This window comes from Arthrobacter parietis, from assembly GCF_039530425.1.
Classification (GTDB): domain Bacteria; phylum Actinomycetota; class Actinomycetes; order Actinomycetales; family Micrococcaceae; genus Arthrobacter_D; species Arthrobacter_D parietis.
In genome coordinates, this window is sequence record NZ_BAAAON010000001.1 from 1,058,058 (window position 1) to 1,073,136 (window position 15,079).

The following is a 15,079-nucleotide window of genomic DNA, read 5'->3' on the forward strand; positions in this document are numbered from 1 at the left end:
CTGAGGAGAGCTAGACCAGCGCGCCGTCCAGGACGGTCACTTCCACGTCCTTTGAGCGGTGGTCGTAGCGGAAGGTGACCACACCGCCGTCGTGCTGCAGTACGTGGTTTGCACCGTTGCTGACGCCGAACGCGCCGTAGTTCTCTTCCCAGGAGCGGTCAATGGCGACCTTGTACTCGTAAGTACCGGCGGGCAGTTGTGCGGTGAGTTCCCAGCTCTGGGATACGGGGCTGTACGCCATCTGCACCTGGTCGGCTGCGGGTGCCCAGTCCTCGGCACCCAGTCGGTGGCCGAAGTTACCGGCGAGCGCCACGGCGCCCGGCGCGGCTGCATAGCGGGAGCCCTCTTCGGTGATGGTCCATCCGGTGCGGCCCTTCAGGATCAGGCCTTCCTTGACCAGCGTGGCTGTCGCTGCGGACAGACGCTTCACGCCGCGTGCAACGCCGCCGCTGAGGACTTCGCTTTCCCACGCGCTGAGCGGCATCCGGGCAACCGCGGCTGCCAGCACATCGCTACCCTTCACCGGGGTGCCGGGCTCTTCCGCCAGGACCTGGACGATGGCCTTCAGGCGGGCTGCTGTGTTGTCTTGGGCACTCATGTGTGGACCTCTCAAATTTGCTGTACTTCCGAGAAAATTTTGACAGCCGATTGCTCCCGAACCGGGGAGCCCGGGCGCCCTGCGGCATGTCGTGTCGGAATGTGACCCAGCATTGGGAGATTAATTCCGCTGGATGAAAAGAAAGTTTCATCGAAACTATGGCCCAAGTCACATTTGACTGCTAACGTCGTACAACGAAGCCAACGGCGGGCTCCAATCGGAGCTATCTACCAGGTGGACCTGCAAATCCCCATACCCCGCAGCAGTCTGGTCGCAGAACACCGCTGAATCGTTGGCGCCCGTGGACTCGAGTGATTGCTGCCCCACGTTCGGGAGAATCACCGTGACTACCACCACCAAAGAAGAGCAGTTCCTCTCCAGGGCAATTTCCCTGGCCACTGATAACGTCCACAACTCCGGCGGCCCGTTCGGTGCGCTCATCGTGACGCTCGACGGTCGGGCCTTCGAAGGAGCCAACCGGGTTACCGCCACCAACGATCCAACGGCGCACGCGGAAGTGATGGCTATCCGCAACGCCTGCACAGCGCTAGAAACCTTCGACCTATCCGGCAGCACCCTCTACACAAGCTGCGAGCCGTGCCCGCTCTGCCTTTCGGCCGCGCTGTGGGCCCGGGTGGACGCCGTCGTCTTCGCTGCAGACCGGAACGACGCCGCGCAGGCCGGGTTTGACGACGCCGTCTTCTACGACTTCTTCGCCACCCCTGTGGAGGACCGGATCATGCCGGTGCGCCACTACGAACTCACGCCCTCGGCGGAAGTAACTGCTCTGGCACCCTTCGAAGCGTGGAGCAACCTCGTTGCCCGCGTGGATTACTAAGGAGCACGCCATGGCAATCCTCACCGAGACCGGCGGCCACCCTGAGCCCCGAGGTTCCCGTTCAGTACGCCGGCCCGTACAACCCGGGACGCTTAGCCCGCTCGACAAGTTCTTCAAGATCACCGAACGCGGTTCGACAAACAGCCGCGAGGTCCGCGGCGGCTTTGTCACCTTCTTCACCATGGCGTACATCGTCTTTCTGAACCCGCTGATTCTCGGCGGCTTCAGCCCCGACGCCGCGGCACTCGACGTCGAAGGCGGCTGGCTTCAAGCCACCCAGATTGCCGCCGTCACCGGGTTGACCGCCGGCGTCATGACCATCCTCTTCGGTGTGGTCGCGAATCTACCCTTCGGCATCGCCGCCGGGCTGGGAATCAACTCTTTCCTCGCCGTCTCGGTGGTAGGCGACGTCACCTGGCCCGAAGCCATGGGTCTCGTAGTCATCAACGGCCTGCTGATCGTCCTGCTCGCGGTGACCGGAGCCCGAACCGCTATCTTCAACGCCGTACCGCGCCAGCTCAAGGCTGCAATCACCGTAGGAATCGGCTTGTTTATCGCCTTCATCGGCTTTGTGGACTCCGGCTTCGTCACCCGTACGGCCGGCGGCCCGCCGGTACAAATGGGCGACGGCGGCTCCATCACCACCGTGCCGACGCTCGTCTTCATCATCGGCCTGGTCACCATGGGCATCCTGATCGCCCGGAAGGTCCAGGGCGGGCTGCTCATCGGCATCATCGTCACCACGGTCATCGCAATCATCGTCGAAATGTCGCTGCGTTTGGGTGCGGGCGGACCGGACAACCCTGCAGGGTGGCACCTCAATGCTCCCGTCATCCCCTCGAACATCGTCTCGCTGCCGGACTTCAGCCTCGTGGGAGCGTTCGACCTCTTCGGTGCGTTCGACCGCATCGGTATCCTGGCTGCGACCATGCTGGTGTTCACGCTCGTGTTCACGAACTTCTTCGACGCGATGGGCACCATGACCGGGCTTGCCAAACAGGCGGGTCTGACTGACAAGCGCGGCAACTTCCCTCGCCTGAAGTCCGCGCTGGTGATCGAGGGCGTGGGTGCGGTTGCCGGCGGCGCGACGTCGGCCTCTTCCAATACCGTGTTCATCGACTCCGCTTCCGGCATCGGTGAAGGTGCACGGACCGGCCTTGCCTCAGTGGTGACGGGAGCTCTCTTCCTGGCCGCCATGTTCTTCACTCCTCTGACGGCAGTGGTGCCGCTGGAGGTAGCGGCGGCAGCTCTCGTCGTCGTCGGTGCCATGATGGTGGCGCAGATCCGCGAGATCGACTTCCGGAACTTCTCCATCGCGCTGCCCGCGTTCCTCACCATCGTGACCATGCCGCTGACCTACTCGATCGCCAACGGCATCGGCGCCGGCTTCATCAGCTGGGTCATCATCCGGGCGCCCTCCGGGAAGGCCCGCAAGATCCATCCGCTCCTCTGGGTGGTGGCAGCCGGGTTCCTCGTCTACTTTGCGCGAGGCCCGATCACGATCTGGATGGGCGGATAGACCTTCCCCTCGTGTAAATCGGGTCTAGGCTGACCCCGTGGAGCTGACCTTCGAGGGCGAGATCTGGTACTGGAGAGGTCCGGCACCGTATCACTTTGTGACGGTGCCGGACCTTCAGTGCGTGGAGATCCGGGCGGTGTCGAAGATCGTCACCTACGGCTGGGGGATGATCCCGGCGTCTGTGACGATCGGTAAGACGACCTGGACCACGTCCCTGTTTCCCAAGAACGGCGGCTACATTGTGCCGATCAAGGACTTCGTGAGGAAAGACGAACGGATTGACGACGGCGACACGGTGACGGTTGTGCTGTCGATAGGTGCTTGACCGCTGGGGCCGTGCACGACGGAAGGGCGATGGGCGGGTATTAGATCAGTCGGGCGCGGCGCTACCCTTCCCATATGACGAGAAGCAGCCAGCCCAACCGTCTTACTGCAGGCGCGCGCTCCTATGACACGCTCAGCGAGCAGGAGCAGGTTATCCTCTGCGAGGAGTGGGCTAAGCGCACGGCTGCTTCATCCTCCTAATCTAGCCAGACTTCAGGCTAGAATAAGGGGATGAGAACGGTGCCGCTGAGCGAAGCGAAAGACAAACTCTCGTCCTTGGTCGACGAGGCGGACAGGACGCACGAAATCATCCACATCACTAGGCACGGGCGTCCATCTGCCGTTCTGATGTCCGCTGATGATCTGGAGTCCCTTCAGGAAACCATCTTCTGGCTCTCGCAGCCTCGCATAAGAGAAGACCTCGAGCAGGCTAAACGTGACATCGCGGAAGGCAACACGGTGAGCGGCGATGAACTGCGGCGTGAGTTTGGGCTGCCGCCCGGTGAGTAAAGCACGGTCGAACGGTCCTGACCGATGGAAGATTAAAGTCACCAGTCCCACATTGAAGGGGTTTCGTCAGCTGCCGGAAAAGGCTGCCACCGCAATCGTCGAATTCGTCACCGGAGTCCTGGCCGATAATCCTCACCGGCTGAGCAAGCCCCTCACGAATGAACTCCTAGGTATGCGCACCGCACGCCGGGGGGATTACCGCGTGCTGTTCACCCTCGACGTCAAAGAGCACATTCTGTATGTTCATCGCATCGAACATCGACGATCCAGCGTATACAAGGCCCGTTAGCCGGAGCCGCCACCGACTCATCCGGCGGCGCGTCAGTTGAGTGCCATGTCCCTCTAGGTGTCTTATTGTGGACGGGACCAGTGAGGGGGCCATTCCGCATGGCATGTAACGGCTGCGCGACATCATCGAAACTCGACCTTGACTTCAGCATGGCTTTCCAACCCATCTATGACGCGGTTGAGCATCGCGTGTGGGGATATGAGGCCCTCGTCAGAGGGGTATCGGGCGAGGGCGCCTTTGAGGTCCTGTCCAAAGTTTCCGCGGAGCAGAAGTATCGCTTTGACCAGGATTGCCGGGTCAAGGCGATAGAACTCGCATCGCGGCTGTTTCCTGCAGGCGAAGACCTGAAACTCTCGATCAACTTCATGCCGAATGCAGTCTACGAACCCGCCGCATGCCTCCGGGCGACCCTCCGGGCAGCAGAGCGATACAGCTTCCCGACGTCGTCGATCATGTTCGAATTCACGGAAAACGAGGAGGTGACGGACACCGCTCACCTCACCAACATCGTCACTGAATACCGCAAGCACGGTTTCACCACGGCCATCGACGATTTCGGTGCCGGCCACGCCGGGCTGGGCCTACTGGTTGAATTCCAACCTGACCTCATCAAGATCGATATGAAACTCGTTCGAGGCATTGACAACAGTCCGTCCCGCCAAGCCGTAGTGACCGGCATCCTGGCTATGGCTCGGGAGCTCGGCATAACTGTTCTCGCAGAAGGCGTCGAGACCGAGGCGGAGTTCAGGTGCCTGGCTGCCGCCGGCATCCGCTTGTTCCAGGGTTACTGGTTCGCGAAGCCCGTGTTCGAGCAGCTTCCGCGGGTGCAGTTTGTCCCCGCCGGGACGGCCTAGTTATTTCTGCCGACTCGATGTGCAAACTGACGGCAGTGGTACCCCCGGAGGTAGCAGCGGAAGCCCTCGTCGTCGGCGCCATGATGGTGGCGCAGATCCGCGAGACCGACTTCCGGAACTTCTCCATCGCGCTGCCCGCGTTCCTCACCTTCGTCACCATGCCGCTGACCCACTCGATTGCCAACGGCATCGGTGCCGGCTTCATCAGCTGGGTCATCATCCGGGCCTCCTCCGGAAAGGCCGCAAGATCCATCCGCTCCTCTGGGTGGTGGCAGCCGGGTTCCTCGTCTACTTCGCTCGCGGCCCAATCACGATATGGATGGGCGGGTGACCGTCCCCTCGGCAGTATGCTCACCCGTGAAGCTGACCTTTCAGGGCGAGATCTGGTACTGGCGGGGCCCGGCGGCACCGTTCCACTTCGTAACGGTGCCGGAGGAGCAGTGCGCTGAGCTCCGGGCGGTATCAAAGATCGTGAGCTACGGCTGGAGAATGATTCCGGTAGCGGTGACGATCGGCGGCACCACCTGGACCACTGCCACGTTCTCGAAGAACGGTGGATACATTGTGCCGATTAAGACTTCGTCATAGAGGATGAAGGGATCGACGACGGCGACGCTGTGGGCTTGAGCTGTCCATCACGGCGTGAGACGTCGAGGTGTGCGGGATTAACAATGAGTCGGGAGGAACGCACCTTTAGGTGCTTTCGTCCCGACTCATTATTCTCAGTGATCAACCGTCAGTAACAACTCTTCCTCATCGAAAGTAGCGCCTTTATCGCGGTTGACCATGAGCGCCAGAAGGTCGAAGACCACGGTTGCGGCAGCGAGGCTGGTGACATCGGCGTGGTCGTAGGCGGGTGCAACCTCCACCACGTCGGCGCCGACGATGTTGATTCCATTGAGGCCCCGGAGCAGCGCGAGCAGCTCGCGGGAGTGCAGACCGCCCATCTCGGGTGTGCCAGTTCCCGGCGCGAACGCGGGATCGAGGACGTCAATGTCGATGGAGACGTAGACCGGCGTGCCCCCTAACCGTTCCTTGACGCGCTGGATTGCACCAGGAACCCCGATGACATCTAGATCGGAGCAGCGCAGGATCTGGAAACCAAACTCGTGGTCGCGAAGGAAATCGTTGCGATCGTAGACGGGGCCCCGGATTCCTACATGTATTGACCGGTCCTCCACCAACAGCCCTTCCTCAAATGCCCGGCGGAACATGGTGCCGTGTGTGACCGGCTGATCAAAGTACGTATCCCAGGTGTCCAAGTGCGCATCGAAATGCAGCAGGGCTACCGGTCCGTGTACCTTATTGACCGCCCTCAGCATCGGTAGTGCGATGGTGTGATCCCCCCCGATCGAGATGAGCCTCCGGTCCCGTCCCATAAGCGGAAAGGCTTGCTCTTCGATTTCCTGCACGGCGCGGGTGATGTCATACGGCGTGCAGGCGATGTCCCCCGCGTCAACAACCTGACTCTCGTTCACTGGTTCGACGTCCAGCTCCACATGGTAACCAGGACGCAGCAGCCGGGATGCTTCACGGACAGCTGCCGGAGCAAAGCGGGCGCCTGGCCGGAATGACGTTCCGCCGTCGAAAGGAACTCCCACGATGGCGATGTCATAGTCCTGCACCCGATCAATTTGGGGAAGCCGGGCAAATGTGCCGAGGCCTGCGTAGCGAGGAACCTTTGTCGCATCGACGGGGCCGATAGGGTTACTGATAGTCATAGCGGTGATCCTTCTTTAGCTAATTCCGCCGGCATCATGCCCGGCGCTTTTTTTCCAGTGAGTTCGTGGAGGGATTTGTTGGCAGTTTCGGGCGCCAGCAGGAATGTAGCCAGAAGTCCCACCAAGGAAACCAGTGCCCCGATGAGCAGCGATCCAGCAGCCCCGAAGCTGATGATGGCAACGGGCATGAGGTATGTGCTGGCGGCTGAACCGACCCTGCTTATTGCTGTACCGAAACCAACCGCGGTCGCCCTTATCTCTGTTGGGAACAGCTCGTTCGGGTACACGACCTCGAGGAAGCTTGACGCACCGGAGGCGAGCGCGAAGATGGCAAGTGCGATGAACAGCGGAGCGGCTTGAACGTTCGGAATGAACGCTGGAATACCCAGCGCTACAACAATGACCCCGAAGGACCACAGCAGCAGTTTGCGTCGTCCGATCTTTTCTACCAACCACAGTCCTGGTATCCCGCCGATTACGAACAACATGGAGATCAGGAAGGATCCGCCATAAAGGTTCGCGTCCCCCGTCAAACCGAAGGAAGCCAGCAAGTCCGGCGCGAAGGTATATACGGCAAAGAGCGGTATCACCTGCGCCGTCCAGAAGATCGAGACGAAGAGCGTGCGCTTCAGGAGTTCACCCTTGAAGATGTCCGTGAAGCGGCCCTGCTTTGATTCTCCCTCGACGTCGGATGAGATGTCGCTGAGGTCATACTGCTCCCCATAAACCTTCTTGATGACAGCTCGTGCCTCGTCCTGACGACCGCGAGAGAGCAGCCAGCGAGGAGACTCCGGAGTACCCAGCCGGCACAGCAGCGTCACGACCGCGAAAATTGCTGGGCTTGCCACCATCCAACGCCAGGCGTCAGGACCTATATCCCGCAGCAGGTATCCGACGGCGAAAGCAGCGGCCGCACCAACGGCCCAGACGACGAAGGTGGCGCCGAGCAAACGACCGCGCACCTTGCGGGGGAGGAACTCCGCCAAGAGTGAGGTCGCGATCGGGTAATCAGCACCAATCGCCATGCCGAGAAGGAACCGGCAGAGAACGACCTGCCACACCTCAGTCGCAAGACCATTCAGCAACGAGAACAGGGCAAGCGCGATGAGGTCTGCGATATACATCTTGTGGCGCCCGATTTTGTCGGTTAACCATCCGAAGATGGCACCGCCGAAGAAGATCCCGATGAGACTCGCAGCCCCGATCAACCCTATTTCTGCTGTCGTGAGCTGCAGGCTCGGCGTCATGGTGATAAATGCGATCCCAATGATCGACAGAGCGTACCCATCGATGAACGGACCACCGGACGCAAAGAACGTCAGCTTCTTATGAAATCTAGTAAGCGGGGCATCATCAATGAGATTGCTAGTTGCAGTCATGGCCGCCCTCTCTCGTGAGTGCTCATCTTTGAGCTCGATCCTGATACCTCTATTGTTTGTGATCGGCGCCATACCAACCATCCGCTGATTGACTACAAAGTGCGAGAGAGTTTAGACATATGTATGAGCGGCGTCGATGACTCCGTTCAGTCCAGACTGGGAGCACCAAGATGTCGATGACTGTCGCCGAACTTCTAGCCGAACCACACTTGGGACTGACCCTTATCGCCGGTTCGGAAGGATTGCACCAACGGATTACGTGGGCGCACACCTCCGACCTACCCCGATTGTGGGAATGGGTCACCGGCGGTGAAATCATCATGACTAACGGACTCTCCATCCCGCCGGATGCCGCGGGTCAGGTCGGACTGGCGGAAGCCTTGGTAACAGCCGGCGCGAGCGCCCTGGCCATCGGGGAAAAAATGCATGCGCCGGAGTTGACCGCTGCCTTTCTGGAAGCGTGCGACCGCCTGCCTCTTCCGGTCATCAACGTGCCCTACCCCTTGCCCTTCATCTCCATTGCACGATCGGTCGCTGAATCCTCCCTACTGGAGGAATCGCGTAAGCTCCGCCAGACAGCAAGGATCTACGATCTTCTGCGGCTCGCTGGACCACTCGCTCACCAATGGCACGCCCTGGTGCAAGGCGTCGCGGCACAATTGGGCTCCCTAATCTACGTAATCGACCGCCGCTGTTTTCATCCGTGGCATCCAGGCGGGGAATTGTTGCCAGCCGAGCTTGCCGCGCGACTTGAACCGTTGATCAATATGACTCCCGGTGCGGGGAGAAAGTTTCAATGGCATCGTGTCGAGGATCGTCACGTGCTACTGACTGACGTGCCAACACACGAGAACGCTTTGTTGATTGTCCTGCCGCAGGAAGACCAGCACCCGGACGCCGTCGTGCTATTGCATGCCGCGTCCGTACTGGGGTTGGAGCTTTCGCGCACCATGCTCGCTTTGGAAGACCAGCGGCGGCTGGGAGCCGAATTCCTGAGCCAGGCTTTCGAGGACCGTTACGCTCTGTCCGACTTGGAGAGCCGTCTCGCGAGGCTTGATTTTTCTAGTGGGGAGTTCGTCCTGGTCTCTGTTTCCGGACTTGAAGAAGCCCACTTGACTGCCACCCACGTGGGGTTCTGGCGTCACGGGATTGCGCACCTTTCGCTCCGCCAGTTCGATACCCTGCATATTGTGCTCCCGCCAGACTGCGGCGATGAATTGCTATGGCATGTACTGCCAGACCAAGTCACAATCGGTATTAGCCGGCCCGCGACCGCGTCCCAGCTGCAGCGTGCTCTGCAGGAATCGCTGTGGGCGCTGGGAACGGCCGGCGCATCAGGCCAGTCGCTGGTCCGCTACGCAAGCGGTCCATCCTGGCTTGGCTTGACCAACATGGAAGAGGGACAAGCATTGGTTCAACGGTTGCTCGGACCGGTTTTGGAGTATGAGCAAGGAAAAGACGCGGACTTGCTCAAGACTTTGGAAACCTATCTGGATCAACAGCGGTCATGGCAGAAGACTGCCGCTGCCCTGTTCACACACAGGCAAACGATCATCTACCGGATCCGCAGGATCGGTGAACTAACCGGTCTCGATATGGCTGAGACCTCATCTTTGGCTCAACTTTGGTTCGCGCTGCAAATCCAGCAAACGATGAACCCTCAAGACCACGCTGGACCGGGCCAACCTCGGGATGCCGGAGCTACGCTGAAAACTTAGTCATGCGAATCATTTCTTTTCATCAGTGTTGTCTGGATCGTTGCAGGGAGAGACAGCCGCCGCAGCAGATCCGCCGCCGCGCTCACGGCGATGACCGCCGGTGCTTTCCCAGTGACGTCCGGCAGCCCGATCGGACACTGGATCCGCCCGATCTCCGCCTCGGCGTACCCCTCCGCCGCCAGCTTCTGCCGGAACCGCGACCACTTCGCCTTCGAACCGATCAGCCCAACGCTCCCCAGGTCACCTCGCCGCAACGCAGCATCGCACAGCAGGAAGTCCTCGGAGTGATCGTGGCTCATGATGAACGCGTGCGCACCGGCGGGAAGCTCCCCCAGGAACGAGTCCGGCACCGGCGTATGCACCGGGTGCACGGTCGCCACACCCGAGGTCACATCCGCCAGCCGCTCCGGCAGCAACTGCTCGGCGCGGCTGTCCACCAGGTACAGGTTCATCGGCAGCCGCGAAAGCACCCTCCCGAGCTCATACCCCACATGCCCGACGCCGAACACCGCCACCGTGGGCAACGACAGGAACGGCTCCAGCAGCACCCGAACCTTCCCGCCGCAGCACTGCCTCCCGTGCTGCGTCACCGCGTGCTCGCTGAGCGAAAACTCGACGTTCTCGGCAGCTGAAACGCCGCCCGCCATCATCTCCCGCGCCCGATCGATCACGGTCGCCTCAAGGTTCCCACCGCCGATGGTCCCCCAACTCGACGACGACCCCACTAGCATCTTCGCCCCGGCTTCCCGGGGCGAATGCCCACGCACTTCGGACACGGTCGCCAGCACACCTGGCTGTCCCGTTGACCTCAGGCGTTGCAAAGCCTCCAGCCAGTCCATGTCACTGCGCTGAACTCGTGGACGTGACAAGGTCACCGGAACCCGAGGAAGAAGAGGACGACGACGGCGCGGACACCCGCTCGATCGCCCAGAACACCGCTTCCGGGGTGGCCGGGCTTGCGAGCTCCACTTCGACATCACCGGGCCCGAAGGCGGCGACCGCCTCCCGAAGAGCCTCCCGCACGCTGAATGCCAACATCAGCGGCGGTTCACCGACGGCCTTCGAGCCATAGACCACACCGCTCTCGGTCGCCCGCTCGAACAGGTGCACGTTGAACTCCTCGGGCATCTCGGAGAAACTCGGCAACTTGTAGGTGCTGGCGGACGGCGTGGTGATCCGGCCGCGGTTGGCGCCGTCGGATGCATCCCAGCGCAGATCCTCGAGCGTCAGCCAGCCCGCGCCCTGCACAAAACCGCCCTCAATCTGCCCAACGTCGATCATCGGAGAGAGGCTGTCGCCGACGTCGTGCACTATGTCTGTGCGCAACTGGCGGTAAGCACCCGTGAAGCGATCCACTTCCACCTCGGCGAGCGCCGCGCCGTAACTGAAGTACTTGAACGGTTCGCCCTGCATGCGGGCGCTGTCCCAGTGCAGTCCTTCCGTCCGGTAATACCCGGCCGCCCACAGGGAAACTCGCTGGAAGTACGCGTCACGTGCCAACTCCGCGAAGGTCATCGCCGAATCATGGAAGCCGATGCCGGTGACCTTTCCGTCATCGAACCGGACATCGTCGGGGTGGATGTTCAGCTTCCGCGCGGCCACTTCCGCCAGCCGTTCGCTGATCTGCTCGCAAGCGTTCTTGATCGCGCCGCCGTTGAGGTCCGCTCCGGAGCTGGCCGCCGTCGCCGACGTATTGGGCACCTTGTCCGTCCGCGTCGGCGCGAGCCGGACGGAGGACAGCGGCACCCCCAGCGCAGTCGCCGCAACCTGCCGCATCTTGGTATGCAGGCCCTGGCCCATCTCCGTGCCGCCGTGGTTGATGAGCACCGACCCGTCCTTATACACGTGCACCAGCGCGCCGGCCTGGTTGAACGCGGTCAGGTTGAAGGAGATGCCGAACTTGACCGGGGTCATACCGAGCGCCCGCTTCACATTCGGGTGCGAGGCGTTGAACTTCGCGATCTCCTCGCGGCGCCGGGCAACGTCCGCACGGTCCGAAAGCGACTGCCAGATCGCCTGAAGGCGTTCGGCGTGCCGCACCGGCTGCCCGTACGGCGTGCTCTGCCCGGGCTCATAGAAATTACGATGACGAAGCTCACTCGGATCCAGCCCCAGCAACGGCGCGCACCGGCCAAGTAGATCCTCGATCACGAGCATCCCCTGCGGACCGCCGAAGCCTCGGAACGCCGTCTGCGACGTCTTATTGGTTTTCGCGATCCGACCGTTCACCTCGATGTTCGGGATGTAGTAGGCATTGTCGATGTGGCACAACGCCCGCTGCAGCACAGGTTCGGAGAGGTCGAGGCTCCAACCGCCGTCGCTCGTGAGGGTGGCTTTCAGCGCCTGGAGGCGACCGTCGTCGTCGAACCCTGCCTCCCACGTGGCGTGGAAGGGGTGGCGCTTGCCGGACATGGTGATGTCCTGGGTGCGGTTCAGCCGCAGCCGGACGGGCCTGCCGGTAAGCGTGGCGCCGAGCGCCGCGATGGCCGCGAAGCCGTGCGGCTGCATCTCCTTGCCGCCGAATCCGCCGCCCATGCGGAGGCACTGCACTGTGACGTCGTGACTGGATAGGTTCAGCACGTGCGCCACGATTTCCTGCGTCTCGGAGGGGTGCTGGGTGCTGCACTGGATGAACACCTGCCCGGACTCGTCGATGTAGGCGAACGATGCGTGCGTTTCCAGGTAGAAGTGCTCCTGCCCGCTGAACTGGAACTCGCCACTGAACCGGTGCGCTGCATCCTCGAGCGCCTTGTCCGGCTCGCCGCGAGCAACCGTCGGGCGGTTCCCCTGGAAGCTCTCGGCCGCGATGGCTTCCTCAACAGTGATCAACGACGGCAACGGCTCGTAATCGACCTCCACCGCCTCCGCGCCGAGGCGCGCGGCTTCTAGCGACTCCCCCAGCACCCAGCACACGGCGTGGCCGTAGAACATCACTTCGCTGGGGAAGAGCGGTTCGTCATGCTTGATCCCGGCGTCGTTCACGCCTGGAACGTCCGTCGCCGTTAGTACCCTGACGACGCCCGGAACCTCCAGCGCGGGCTCGGTGCGCAGGCCAGCTATGCGGGCGTGAGCATGCGCCGACTGAACCGGCCAGGCATGCAGCGCGTTCGAGCTGCGGACAACCAGGTCATCCGTATACAGAGCCGTACCGGTGACGTGGGCTGCGGCGCTTTCGTGGGATACGGGGACACCGACCACGGGGTTTACTGGGCGATCCGACAGCGACTTCACTTGGCCACCTCCAGATCTTCAGCGTTCTCAGCATGGAATCTCAGCAGCGCCTGTCTCAGCATCGCCGAGCGGTACAGCGAGCTGGCCCGCATGTCATCGATCGGCGTTCCTTCACCCGCCATGACGACGGCGGCGGCGGCCACCGTGTCCGACGTCCAGGGTTGACCGACGAGCGCCTCTTCCGTCGCGAGAGCGCGGATTGGCGTCGCTGCCACACCGCCGAGTCCGATGCGCACGGAGGTTACGACGCCGCCGCTGAGTTGCAGTGCGATGGCCACGGACACACTTGAGATGTCGTCGAAGCGCCGCTTCGCGATCTTGTAAAACGCGGTGCTTTCGGCGAGCGGCAACGGGATGCGAATAGCGCGGAGCATTTCGTGCGGCTGACGAACACTCTGGCGGTAGCCGGTGTAGTACTCGGACAACGGAACTTCGCGCTCTCCGTCTGTGGAGGAGAGGACAATTCTTGCGTCGAGCGCCAGGAAAACCGGCGCGGAGTCGCCGATGGGCGAACCCGTGGAGAGGTTCCCACCGAAGGTCGCGGCGTTACGGATCAGCCGGGAGGCGAACTGCGGGAAAAGGTAACCCAACAGCGGGACGCGGCCGTCGAGTGCCCGCTCGACTTCAGAGAGTGTCAGCGCGGCGCCGATCTCGATGGAATCGGCGTCGAACGTCAGCGCCCGGAGTTCCTCCAGCCGATCAATCGCGAGGACCAGCGGCGGGCGGGAATGCCGCAGATTAACCTCAACGCCGAGGTCGGTCGCTCCCGCAACCAGCTTCACGTCCGAGTTCTCGCGCAATGTCTGGTGGACCTCATCGAGCGACTGCGGACGGATAAACTCCGATTCACCGCTGACACGGGTGTGCTGCGGCGCGGGGGCGGGCCGGTTCTGCCGTTCGAGCAGCGGATCCGAGCCCGAAGGTGTTTCGAGCGCGTAAGCAGCGTCGCGGATCGGCCGGTAGCCGGTGCAGCGGCACAGGTTCCCGCTGAGCGCATGGAGGTCAAACCCGTTGGGGCCGCATTCGTGGTCAGTTGCGTGCTCTTCACCGACGACGGCGGTTCCCGTTTCCTTGTCTTCCTGCGCGGGCGAGCGCTCCGGTCGGTAATATTCAGCAGCCATCGAGCAGACAAATCCCGGGGTGCAGTAGCCACACTGCGAGCCGCCGCGCTCCGCCATCTCGCGCTGCACGGGGTGGAGGTCCTCCGGCGTGCACGCATCAGAGACGTTCCCGAGACCCTCAGCGGTGACGATTTCCTGGCCGTCGAAGGCCAGTGCCGGCGGGAGACACGCATTGACCGAGGTCCATCGGCTGCGATCGGATCCGTCCGGGCGGGCTACGAGGACGGCGCAGGCACCGCATTCCCCTTCAGCGCAGCCTTCCTTCGAGCCCGTAAGCCCTTCATCCCGCAACCAGTCGAGTAATCGAATGTGGGGGTTTGTTCCGCTGCAGTCCCGGACTTTGCCATTGACGGTTACCTTGATTCCGTCCATCATTCACGCTCCCGTACTAACCGGACCGACGCGCCAACCGAACTGCCTGAAGCGTGTCAAACTGTTCGTTACGTAGTTTCGGTGTGACCTAGCGTACACCCACCGAGCGGAACTTCGTTTCCACCATGCGATAGAAAGGAGCAAAGTTTTGAGCACAACAAGTCCTGCTGCCGAGGAAGAGCGGCGACTTCGGTTGTTGAAGTTCAGGGAGGCAGTGGATGCGGCATCGAGCGCTAGTGCCGCTGGCCATCGATACGAGACTGCCCTCTGGGAGCGTACAGAACTGGCTGACGTAGAGAAGTCACTGAACTAGACGGACCCAGTCGTACAGGAGTTGCGTGAAGACTCAACCAACCGGTAGTCTGTGAATCGCGTCACCTGTCAGTGACGCACGCTTTCGATCCGCGGCGGGAGAGTCCTGCCGGTACGTTCAGCAGGCGCCGTAGGAGCAAATCCTCCCCAGGAATCTCTCAGGCCCACGTACCGCCGCGGCGAGGCAACTCTGGAAAGCAGTCCGGGAAACCGGGCTCACCGACGGTGCAAGTGGATCCTGAGAACATCAGGAAAAACGGAAACTCTCAGGTCCAATACAGAGCGGGGAGGAA

The 15,079-nt window shown here is 61.9% G+C and carries 16 protein-coding genes, 1 pseudogene and 1 riboswitch; of the genes and pseudogenes, 11 read left to right on the plus strand and 6 right to left on the minus strand.

Annotated elements, in window-relative coordinates; genetic code table 11:
* Positions 1 to 10 precede the first annotated feature (10 nt).
* The gene (locus ABFX19_RS04940) at positions 11 to 598 is read right to left on the minus strand and encodes a pullulanase X25 domain-containing protein (RefSeq protein WP_346027696.1); all 588 of its coding nucleotides are present in this window, start codon (positions 596 to 598) and stop codon (positions 11 to 13) included.
* A gap of 343 nt (positions 599 to 941) precedes the next feature.
* Between ABFX19_RS04940 and ABFX19_RS04945 the strand changes: the two genes are divergently transcribed.
* From ABFX19_RS04945 to ABFX19_RS04985, 9 genes and pseudogenes are all read left to right on the plus strand, one after another.
* Positions 942 to 1,436: a nucleoside deaminase gene (locus ABFX19_RS04945; RefSeq protein WP_346027697.1), complete on the plus strand. Its 495-nt coding sequence runs from the start codon at positions 942 to 944 to the stop codon at positions 1,434 to 1,436.
* A 10-nt stretch (positions 1,437 to 1,446) separates the two neighbouring features.
* Positions 1,447 to 2,955, plus strand: a complete 1,509-nt coding sequence (locus ABFX19_RS04950) for an NCS2 family permease (protein ID WP_346027698.1) — start codon at positions 1,447 to 1,449, stop codon at positions 2,953 to 2,955.
* Between the two features lie 37 nt (positions 2,956 to 2,992).
* Complete coding sequence (locus tag ABFX19_RS04955) at positions 2,993 to 3,280, plus strand: DUF1905 domain-containing protein (RefSeq protein WP_346027699.1); 288 nt, start codon at positions 2,993 to 2,995, stop codon at positions 3,278 to 3,280.
* Positions 3,281 to 3,354: 74 nt separating this feature from the next.
* Positions 3,355 to 3,480 (plus strand): hypothetical protein, encoded by a 126-nt coding sequence (locus ABFX19_RS04960; RefSeq protein WP_346027700.1) that lies wholly within the window; start codon positions 3,355 to 3,357, stop codon positions 3,478 to 3,480.
* Positions 3,481 to 3,510: 30 nt separating this feature from the next.
* Entirely contained in the window at positions 3,511 to 3,789 is a 279-nt protein-coding gene (locus ABFX19_RS04965) for a type II toxin-antitoxin system Phd/YefM family antitoxin (RefSeq protein ID WP_346027701.1), read from the plus strand.
* A gap of 52 nt (positions 3,790 to 3,841) precedes the next feature.
* The gene (locus ABFX19_RS04970; protein ID WP_346027702.1) at positions 3,842 to 4,078 is read left to right on the plus strand and encodes a type II toxin-antitoxin system RelE family toxin; all 237 of its coding nucleotides are present in this window, start codon (positions 3,842 to 3,844) and stop codon (positions 4,076 to 4,078) included.
* Between the two features lie 149 nt (positions 4,079 to 4,227).
* Positions 4,228 to 4,932: an EAL domain-containing protein gene (locus ABFX19_RS04975; protein WP_346027703.1), complete on the plus strand. Its 705-nt coding sequence runs from the start codon at positions 4,228 to 4,230 to the stop codon at positions 4,930 to 4,932.
* A 26-nt stretch (positions 4,933 to 4,958) separates the two neighbouring features.
* Positions 4,959 to 5,263: pseudogene (locus tag ABFX19_RS04980) on the plus strand (NCS2 family permease); the annotation flags it as partial.
* Positions 5,248 to 5,520 (plus strand): DUF1905 domain-containing protein, encoded by a 273-nt coding sequence (locus tag ABFX19_RS04985; protein ID WP_346027704.1) that lies wholly within the window; start codon positions 5,248 to 5,250, stop codon positions 5,518 to 5,520. The pseudogene ABFX19_RS04980 and the gene ABFX19_RS04985, both read left to right, overlap by 16 nt.
* 134 nt (positions 5,521 to 5,654) lie before the next feature.
* On the opposite strand, the gene speB is transcribed toward ABFX19_RS04985, so the two are convergent.
* Both speB and ABFX19_RS04995 read right to left on the minus strand, forming a co-directional pair.
* Entirely contained in the window at positions 5,655 to 6,653 is a 999-nt protein-coding gene (gene speB, locus ABFX19_RS04990) for an agmatinase (protein WP_346027705.1), read from the minus strand.
* Positions 6,650 to 8,032 (minus strand): MFS transporter, encoded by a 1,383-nt coding sequence (locus ABFX19_RS04995; RefSeq protein WP_346027706.1) that lies wholly within the window; start codon positions 8,030 to 8,032, stop codon positions 6,650 to 6,652. The genes speB and ABFX19_RS04995 overlap by 4 nt, the downstream gene beginning before the upstream one ends.
* Before the next feature lie 170 nt (positions 8,033 to 8,202).
* On the opposite strand from ABFX19_RS04995, the gene ABFX19_RS05000 reads away from it, so the two are divergent.
* A complete protein-coding gene (locus tag ABFX19_RS05000) occupies positions 8,203 to 9,750 on the plus strand; it encodes a PucR family transcriptional regulator (protein WP_346027707.1) in 1,548 nt (515 codons plus the stop codon).
* On the opposite strand, the gene xdhC is transcribed toward ABFX19_RS05000, so the two are convergent.
* Genes xdhC through ABFX19_RS05015 form a run of 3 tightly spaced genes read right to left on the minus strand, consistent with a single transcriptional unit; the run spans position 9,747 to position 14,474 of the window.
* Positions 9,747 to 10,589, minus strand: a complete 843-nt coding sequence (xdhC, locus tag ABFX19_RS05005; RefSeq protein WP_346027708.1) for a xanthine dehydrogenase accessory protein XdhC — start codon at positions 10,587 to 10,589, stop codon at positions 9,747 to 9,749. The two genes, ABFX19_RS05000 and xdhC, sit on opposite strands and share 4 nt — an antisense overlap.
* A 1-nt stretch (position 10,590) precedes the next feature.
* Positions 10,591 to 12,981, minus strand: coding sequence for a xanthine dehydrogenase molybdopterin binding subunit (xdhB, locus tag ABFX19_RS05010; RefSeq protein ID WP_346027709.1), 2,391 nt, complete (start codon positions 12,979 to 12,981; stop codon positions 10,591 to 10,593).
* Complete coding sequence (locus ABFX19_RS05015) at positions 12,978 to 14,474, minus strand: xanthine dehydrogenase small subunit (protein WP_346028040.1); 1,497 nt, start codon at positions 14,472 to 14,474, stop codon at positions 12,978 to 12,980. Before ABFX19_RS05015 ends, xdhB begins: the two co-directional genes overlap by 4 nt.
* Positions 14,475 to 14,622: 148 nt before the next feature.
* On the opposite strand from ABFX19_RS05015, the gene ABFX19_RS05020 reads away from it, so the two are divergent.
* Complete coding sequence (locus ABFX19_RS05020) at positions 14,623 to 14,787, plus strand: hypothetical protein (protein WP_277357541.1); 165 nt, start codon at positions 14,623 to 14,625, stop codon at positions 14,785 to 14,787.
* Between the two features lie 85 nt (positions 14,788 to 14,872).
* Positions 14,873 to 14,970, plus strand: a riboswitch (glycine riboswitch).
* Positions 14,971 to 15,079: the final 109 nt, after the last annotated feature.

Excerpts from the sequence above, each read along its gene's own strand:
- ABFX19_RS05000 (WP_346027707.1), top strand. The coding sequence starts at position 8,203 with ATGTCGATGACTGTCGCCGAACTTCTAGCCGAACCACACTTGGGACTG.
- ABFX19_RS04965 (WP_346027701.1), top strand. The coding sequence starts at position 3,511 with ATGAGAACGGTGCCGCTGAGCGAAGCGAAAGACAAACTCTCGTCCTTG.
- ABFX19_RS04950 (WP_346027698.1), top strand. The coding sequence starts at position 1,447 with ATGGCAATCCTCACCGAGACCGGCGGCCACCCTGAGCCCCGAGGTTCC.
- xdhC (WP_346027708.1), bottom strand. The coding sequence starts at position 10,589 with ATGGACTGGCTGGAGGCTTTGCAACGCCTGAGGTCAACGGGACAGCCA.
- ABFX19_RS05015 (WP_346028040.1), bottom strand. The coding sequence starts at position 14,474 with ATGGACGGAATCAAGGTAACCGTCAATGGCAAAGTCCGGGACTGCAGC.
- ABFX19_RS04975 (WP_346027703.1), top strand. The coding sequence starts at position 4,228 with ATGGCTTTCCAACCCATCTATGACGCGGTTGAGCATCGCGTGTGGGGA.
- ABFX19_RS04940 (WP_346027696.1), bottom strand. The coding sequence starts at position 598 with ATGAGTGCCCAAGACAACACAGCAGCCCGCCTGAAGGCCATCGTCCAG.
- ABFX19_RS04960 (WP_346027700.1), top strand. The coding sequence starts at position 3,355 with ATGACGAGAAGCAGCCAGCCCAACCGTCTTACTGCAGGCGCGCGCTCC.
- speB (WP_346027705.1), bottom strand. The coding sequence starts at position 6,653 with ATGACTATCAGTAACCCTATCGGCCCCGTCGATGCGACAAAGGTTCCT.
- ABFX19_RS04995 (WP_346027706.1), bottom strand. The coding sequence starts at position 8,032 with ATGACTGCAACTAGCAATCTCATTGATGATGCCCCGCTTACTAGATTT.
- ABFX19_RS04985 (WP_346027704.1), top strand. The coding sequence starts at position 5,248 with ATGGATGGGCGGGTGACCGTCCCCTCGGCAGTATGCTCACCCGTGAAG.